The 7503-nt window shown below is 73.8% G+C and carries 6 protein-coding genes; 5 read left to right on the plus strand and 1 reads right to left on the minus strand.

Annotated elements, in window-relative coordinates; genetic code table 11:
* Positions 1 to 258: 258 nt before the first annotated feature.
* On the minus strand, positions 259 to 2022 hold the full coding sequence (locus ABD198_RS30165; protein WP_344007859.1) for a dolichyl-phosphate-mannose--protein mannosyltransferase: 1764 nt from the start codon (positions 2020 to 2022) through the stop codon (positions 259 to 261).
* 245 nt (positions 2023 to 2267) lie between these two features.
* Between ABD198_RS30165 and rsmI the strand changes: the two genes are divergently transcribed.
* The 5 genes from rsmI to ABD198_RS30190 form a co-directional block, all read left to right on the plus strand.
* Positions 2268 to 3128, plus strand: coding sequence for a 16S rRNA (cytidine(1402)-2'-O)-methyltransferase (rsmI, locus tag ABD198_RS30170; RefSeq protein ID WP_344007861.1), 861 nt, complete (start codon positions 2268 to 2270; stop codon positions 3126 to 3128).
* A gap of 123 nt (positions 3129 to 3251) precedes the next feature.
* Positions 3252 to 4166, plus strand: coding sequence for a TatD family hydrolase (locus ABD198_RS30175; RefSeq protein ID WP_344007864.1), 915 nt, complete (start codon positions 3252 to 3254; stop codon positions 4164 to 4166).
* 151 nt (positions 4167 to 4317) lie between these two features.
* Positions 4318 to 5796, plus strand: a complete 1479-nt coding sequence (locus ABD198_RS30180) for a resuscitation-promoting factor (RefSeq protein WP_344007868.1) — start codon at positions 4318 to 4320, stop codon at positions 5794 to 5796.
* A gap of 39 nt (positions 5797 to 5835) precedes the next feature.
* Entirely contained in the window at positions 5836 to 6717 is an 882-nt protein-coding gene (rsmA, locus tag ABD198_RS30185; RefSeq protein WP_344007871.1) for a 16S rRNA (adenine(1518)-N(6)/adenine(1519)-N(6))-dimethyltransferase RsmA, read from the plus strand.
* Positions 6714 to 7503 (plus strand): 4-(cytidine 5'-diphospho)-2-C-methyl-D-erythritol kinase (locus ABD198_RS30190; protein WP_344007873.1); only part of this gene is annotated, 790 nt, incomplete at its 3' end. The genes rsmA and ABD198_RS30190, both read left to right, overlap by 4 nt.

Below are 7503 nucleotides of genomic sequence, written 5' to 3' on the forward strand. Positions count from 1 at the left end.
TACGAGCGGCCACTGACCGTCCTCGGACTCAACTGACCTGCACCAACACACGATCAACGAACTTTGCAATCGCCCTGGGTGGACCCGCCGAACGGCGCTGCACTGAGCCGTACCGCAGTTCAGGGGCGGCGAACTGAGCCCGCCATCAACATGCGGTACCCGCAGCCGGGCCGTTGGCGGGCCGTTCGAGTGCGTCCCACGTCGGCTGCACGTGCCTACGACCGTCGGGGCGGCCCCGGCGACAGGCACCGGGGCCACCTAGACCCACGTGTCCAGCCACATCCGCGCCCGCCAGTCGTCGATCGGGATGGCCGTGCCCGTGTACAGCGGCCAGAAGTAGATGAAGTTCCAGGCGATGAGGAGGGTGAGGACGCCGGCGGCGGTGGCGCCGGCGACGCGGCGGGTGTCGGTGCTGCGGGGCGGGCCGACGATGGCGCCCAGGAGCATGGCCACAGCCAGGCTGAGGAAGGGGAGGAAGACGACGGCGTAGAAGTAGAAGATGGTGCGTTCCTGGTAGAGGAACCAGGGGAGGTAGCCGGCCGCGATGCCGCAGGCGATGGCGCCGGCCCGCCAGTCGCGGCGGAACAGCCAGCGCCACAGGACGTAGAGGACGGCGAAGCTGGCCAGCCACCACAGCATCGGCGTGCCCAGGGCCAGCACCTCCCGGGCGCACTTCTCGCCCGCGTCGGCCGGGCAGCCGTCCCTGCCGGGCGCCGGGGACTCGTAGAAGTAGGAGACCGGGCGGCCGGTGACGATCCAGCTCCAGGGGTTGGACTCGTAGGTGTGCGGCGAGGACAGGCCCACATGGAACTCGTAGACCTGGTTCTCGTAGTGCCACAGGCTGCGCCACCAGTCGGGGAACAGCCAGGACCAGTCGCTGCCCCTGCCGTCGCGGGTGGCCCAGTCGCGGTAGTAGCCGCCGGTGCCGTCGGACGGGGAGAGGATCCAGCCGGTCCACGAGACGAAGTAGGTGAGCACCGCCACCGGGACGGTGGACAGGAAGGCCCAGCCCAGGTCGTGCCGCAGGACCGCGGTGCGGGGATGGTGGGCGCCCGCGACCCGGCGCGCGCCGACGTCCCAGAGCACCGCCATGACACAGAACGCGGCCAGGATGTACAGGCCGTTCCACTTGGTGCCGATCGCCAGGCCCAGGAACAGGCCGGCCGCCAGCCGCCACGGCCGGAAGCCGATCCGGGTGGTCTCGGCGACATGCGCGTCCGGCACGGCCCGCCCGTCGGCGTCCACCGGCAGCGCGGCCGCCAGCTTCGCGCGGGCCCGGTCCCGGTCGATCAGCAGACAGCCGAAGGCCGCCAGCACGAAGAACATCAGCACACCGTCGAGCAGCGCGGTGCGGCTCATCACGAAGTGCAGCCCGTCCACCGCCATCAGCGCACCGGCCAGACAGCCCAGGAAGGCCGAGCGGAACAGGCGGCGGCCGATGCGGCACAGCATCAGCACCGACAGCGTGCCGAGCAGTGCGGTCATGAAACGCCAGCCGAACGGATCGAAGCCGAACATCAGCTCGCCCAGCCCGATGACGTACTTGCCGACCGGCGGATGGACGACATACGCCGCGTCCGTCGGGATGGGGACGTTCCCGGCGGATTCGAGGATCCGCTGGTTGGCGTTCTTGGGCCAGTTGACCTCGAAGCCGCGGTGGATCAGCGCCCACGCGTCCTTGGCGTAGTACGTCTCGTCGAATATCACCGCCTTGGGGCTGCCCAGGTTCCAGAACCGCAGCACCCCGGCCAGCAGGGTCACCAGCAGCGGGCCGCCCCACCCGGACCAGCGGGTGATCCGGTCGGCCAGCGCCGGCGGCACGGACAGGGTCGCCCACAGGCGGCCGGACGGCTCGGTGTATGCGGGGACCAGCCGGTCACGGACATCTTCTCTGCCGGCGCTCGCGGACTTCGCCAGGTAGCCGAAGCGGCGCAGCCGCAGCTGCCACGCCGTCCGCTGCTCGAGCGGCGCCTGGTGCTGCCGGGTGTCCGTGGAGTCCGTGGACGACGCAGTACTGGTCACCGCGCCATCGTAGGGAACGGGGCTGTGTGAGTCCCGCGCATGGGCGGTATGCCCCGGCTGTGCCCCCGGTCCGGTCGTCGGTCCGGGCACGGTCCGGTCATCGGTCGGGTCACGGTCCGGTCGTCGGTCCGGTCATGGTCCCGTCATGGGTGCGGTCATTGGTCCGGTCGTCGGATCGGTCATCGGTCCGGTTCCCGCTCCGGTGCCTGGCGGGGGCGCCCGGCGGGTGCTGCGAGGATGGGGGCGTGACCGGAACGCTCGTACTCGCAGGCACCCCCATCGGCGACGTCTCCGACGCCCCGCCCCGGCTCGCCGAGGAGCTGGCCGCGGCGGACGTCGTCGCGGCCGAGGACACGCGGCGGCTGCGCCGGCTGACCCAGGCGCTCGGGGTGACGCCCAAGGGGCGCGTCGTGTCGTACTTCGAGGGCAACGAGTCCGCGCGCACCCCCGAGCTGGTGGAGGAGCTGGCCGGCGGGGCGCGGGTCCTGCTGGTGACCGACGCCGGGATGCCCTCGGTGTCCGATCCCGGGTACCGGCTGGTCGCGGCGGCCGTCGAACGGGACGTGCGGGTCACCGCGGTCCCCGGGCCGTCGGCCGTGCTGACCGCGCTCGCCGTCTCCGGGCTGCCGGTGGACCGCTTCTGCTTCGAGGGGTTCCTGCCGCGCAAGGCGGGGGAGCGGCTGGCACGGCTGCGGGAGGTCGCCGGTGAGCGGCGCACCCTCGTCTACTTCGAGTCCCCGCACCGGCTCGGCGACACCCTCGCCGCGATGGCCGAGGTCTTCGGAGGCACGCGGCGGGCGGCGGTGTGCCGGGAGCTGACCAAGACGTACGAGGAGGTACGGCGGGGGGAGCTGGCCGAGCTGGCCGCCTGGGCGGCCGAGGGGGTGCGCGGCGAGATCACCGTGGTGGTGGAGGGCGCGCCGGAGAAGAGCGGCGAGGAGGTCGGCGCCGAGGAGCTGGTGCGGCGGGTGCGCGTGCGGGAGGAAGCGGGGGAGCGGCGCAAGGAGGCGATCGCGGCGGTCGCGGTGGAGGCGGGGGTGCCGAAGCGGGTGGTGTTCGATGCGGTGGTCGCCGCCAAGCGGGAGGGGGAGGGCGGCGGCCGGTAGGGGGTGGTGCGGGTGCGTTGCCGGGTGCGGGTGGTCGGGGGCTGGTCGCGCAGTTCCCCGCGCCCCTTGACGGTGGTGCAGCGCAGGCCGGTCTAAAGAACGGGCCCTCGTAGGATCGGGGGTATGCCTTCCAGCGATGAGAAGAGCGGCGAGAAGAGCGGCGAGAAGGGCGGCGGGAAGAACGCCGCGCCGCCCCTGCCCGAGCCCCTGCGGGTGGCTGTTGCCGACTCGCACACGCATCTCGACATGCAGGGCGGCACCGTGGACGAGGCGCTGGCCAAGGCCGCGGCGGTCGGGGTGACGACCGTGGTGCAGGTCGGCTGCGACCTCAGCGGGTCCCGGTGGGCCGCGGAGACCGCCGCCGCGTACGAGTCGGTGCACGCCACCGTCGCACTGCACCCCAACGAGGCGCCGCGGATCGTGCACGGCGACCCCGACGGCTGGTCGCGCCAGGGACCCCGGCGGCCCGCCGGGGACGCGGCGCTGGACGAGGCGCTCGCGGAGATCGACCGGCTCGCCGCCCTGCCGCAGGTCAAGGGCGTCGGCGAGACGGGGCTCGACTACTTCCGGACCGGGCCGGAGGGCAAGGAGGCGCAGGAAAGGTCGTTCCGCGCCCATATCGAGATCGCCAAGCGGCACGGCAAGACGCTGGTCATCCACGACCGCGACGCCCACGCCGATGTGCTGCGAGTGCTGAAGGAGGAGGGCGCGCCCGAGCGCACCGTCTTCCACTGCTACTCCGGCGACGCCGAGATGGCGAGGGTCTGCGCCGAGGCCGGGTACTTCATGTCCTTCGCCGGCAATGTGACCTTCAAGAACGCGCAGAACCTGCGCGACGCGCTCGCCGTGGCGCCGCTGGAGCTGGTGCTGGTGGAGACGGACGCGCCGTTCCTGACGCCGGTGCCCTACCGGGGGCGGCCCAACGCCCCCTATCTGGTGCCGGTGACCGTGCGGGCGATGGCCGCCGTGCGCGGGATCGACGAGGACGCGATGGCCACCGCCCTCGCGGCCAACACCGCACGCGCCTTCGGTTACTGACTTACTGACCGCGTTCCAGACCGCTGCCGAGCCGCGAGCGGCACCAATCGCGCGTACGTTCCGTAGTCGTGCCGCTTTGGAGAGTGACCGGCGCTCCGCTAGGTTCTGGGGGCCCGAGCCGGACCCCCTCAAGGCCCTGGAGCGTGTCGGCGTGAGCAACGCGCGGTTCGAGACGTACGAGACGGATGCGACGGTCGGCGATGTGCACTCGGCGGAGACCGTCGGGTACGGACACGGATACGGCAGCCCCGGCCCGCCCGGCGAGGACACCCGCCGGTCCGACACATACCGGCCCGCGTACGAGCGGACGCTGCAGGAGGGGGCGCTCCAAGGGCAGTCCCCCCCGGAGCCGACGCTGCTCGAGCGCACGCTGGTGGAGCAGACCCTCGCCCAGCGGGCCCAGCAGCCGCAGCAGACCCTCGCCCAGCAGCCCACCGAGCCCGCGCTGCCCCGGCAGGCGGCCCTCGCCCCGGCCCTCGACCCAGCGTCCGCGCCCGCGCGGAACGGGCACCGGCGCCGTGCCCGGTACGCCGAGCGGGCCGAGGGGATGCGCCGGCTGCTGCCGCAGGCGCTGGTCGTCGCCTGTCTCACCGGCGGTACCACCGCCTTCCTCGCCGAGGACAAGGAGATCGAGCTCAACGTCGACGGCACGCCCCGCACCCTGCACACCTTCGCCGACGACGTCACCGAGCTGCTGGCCGACGAGGCCATCCAGGTCGGGCCGCACGACGTGGTCAGCCCCGGCCCCGGCGAGGAACTGGAGCACGGCGACGAGATCGAGGTGCGCTACGGGCGCCCGCTGGTCCTCACCCTCGACGGGGAGCGGCGCGAGGTGTGGACGACCGCGCACACCGTGGAGGGGGCGCTGCGGCAGCTGGGCGTGCGCGCGGAGGGCGCGTATGTGTCGACCTCGCGCTCCCGGCGCATCGGGCGGGAGGGGCTCGCGCTGGACGTGCGCACCGAACGCACCGTGACCGTGATGGCGGACGGGCGCGCCCGCACCGTGCGCACCAACGCGGCGACCGTGCGGGAGGCGGTGGAGCAGGCCGGGGTCACCCTGCGCGGCCTGGACACCACCTCCGTGCCGCCCGGCAGCTTCCCCCGCGACGGGCAGACCGTCACCGTGCTGCGGATCACCCGTACCCGGGAGGTCCACGAGGAGCCGATCCCGTTCCACGAGGTGCGCACCGAGGACCCCTCGCTGCTGCGCGGCACCGAGGTCGTCGGACGGCCGGGGCAGCCCGGCCTGCGCCGGGTCACCTACTCCGTGCGCACCGTCAACGGGGTCCGGCAGAAGCCGCGCCGGCTGCACGCGGAGGTGGTGCGCGAACCCCGGGCGCAGGTGGTGAAGGTGGGGACGAAGACCCCGCCGGCCTCGGTGGCCGGCGCCGACCACCTCAACTGGGGCGCCCTCGCGGCCTGCGAGTCCGGGGGCCGGCCGGACGCGGTGGACCCCTCGGGGACGTACGGCGGGCTGTACCAGTTCGACACCGCCACCTGGCAGTCGCTCGGCGGGCAGGGGCGGCCCCAGGACGCGTCCCCGGCGGAGCAGACGTACCGGGCGAAGAAGCTGTACCTGCGCAGCGGCACCAGCCCCTGGCCGCACTGCGGGTCCCGCCTGGGGAGCTGACCGGCCGGGGCGGTCCCGGACGCCCCGTACCCTTGTGCCGTGAGCAGCCCCACCCCCGACGCCCTCCTCGGGCCCGCCGACATCCGTGAACTGGCGGCCGCCCTCGGCGTACGCCCCACCAAGCAGCGCGGCCAGAACTTCGTGATCGACGCCAACACGGTCCGCCGGATCGTGCGCACCGCCGAGGTGCGCCCCGACGACGTGGTGGTCGAGGTCGGCCCGGGGCTCGGCTCGCTCACCTTGGCGCTGCTCGAGGCCGCCGACCGGGTCACGGCCGTGGAGATCGACGACGTGCTCGCCGCCGCGCTGCCCGCCACCGTCGCCGCCCGGATGCCCGAGCGCGCCGACCGGTTCGCGCTGGTCCACTCCGACGCTCTGCACGTCACCGAGCTGCCGGGCCCGGCCCCGACCGCGCTGGTCGCCAACCTCCCCTACAACGTGGCCGTCCCCGTACTGCTGCACATGCTGGAGACCTTCCCCAGCATCGAGCGCACCCTGGTCATGGTCCAGGCGGAGGTCGCCGACCGGCTCGCCGCCGCACCCGGCTCCAAGGTGTACGGGGTGCCGTCGGTCAAGGCCAACTGGTACGCGGAGATCAAGCGGGCCGGCGCCATCGGGCGGAACGTCTTCTGGCCCGCCCCGAACGTCGACAGCGGGCTGGTGTCGCTGGTCCGCCGCGCCGAGCCGCTGAAGACCACCGCCTCCCGGCAGGAGGTGTTCGCCGTCGTCGACGCCGCCTTCGCCCAGCGCCGCAAGACGCTGCGGGCCGCGCTGGCCGGCTGGGCGGGCTCGGCCGCCGCCGCCGAGGCGGCGCTGGTCGCCGCGGGCGTCTCCCCGCAGGCGCGCGGTGAGTCGCTCACCGTGGAGGAGTTCGCCCGTATCGCCGAGCACGCCCCGAACAAGGAGTCCGGTCCGCAGTGAGCGTCACCGTCCGCGTCCCCGCCAAGGTCAACGTCCAGCTCGCGGTCGGCGCCGCCCGCCCCGACGGCTTCCACGACCTGGCCAATGTCTTCCTCGCGGTCGGCCTCTACGACGAGGTCACGGTCACCGAGTCCGACGAGCTGCGGGTGACCTGCTCCGGCCCGGACGCCGGTCAGGTGCCGCTGGACGAGAGCAACCTCGCCGCCCGCGCGGCCCTCGCCCTCGCCGAGCGCACCGGCCGCGAGGCGCGCGTGCATCTGCACATCGACAAGGACATTCCCGTCGCCGGCGGCATGGCGGGCGGCAGCGCGGACGGCGCCGCGGCCCTGCTGGCCTGCGACGCGCTGTGGGGGACCGGAGTTTCCCGCGAGGAACTCCTTGAGATCTGCGCCGAGCTGGGCAGCGACGTGCCGTTCAGCCTGGTCGGCGGGGCCGCGCTCGGCACCGGGCGGGGCGAGAAACTCACGGAGCTGGAGGTCGGCGGCACCTTCCACTGGGTCTTCGCGCTGGCCGACCGGGGCCTGTCCACCCCGGCGGTCTTCCGCGAGTTCGACCGGCTGGCCGAGGGCCGGGACATCCCGGAGCCGGTGGCCTCGCAGCCGCTCCTCGACGCCCTCGCCAAGGGCGACGCGGACGCGCTCGCCGAGGCCGTCACCAACGACCTGCAGCCGGCCGCCCTGTCGCTGTTCCCGGAGCTGGCCGCCACCCTGGACGCCGGACGCGCGGCCGGAGCGCTCGCCGCCCTGGTCTCCGGATCCGGCCCCACCACGGCCTTCCTCGCCCGCG

This window comes from Streptomyces thermocarboxydovorans, from assembly GCF_039524635.1.
Classification (GTDB): domain Bacteria; phylum Actinomycetota; class Actinomycetes; order Streptomycetales; family Streptomycetaceae; genus Streptomyces; species Streptomyces thermocarboxydovorans.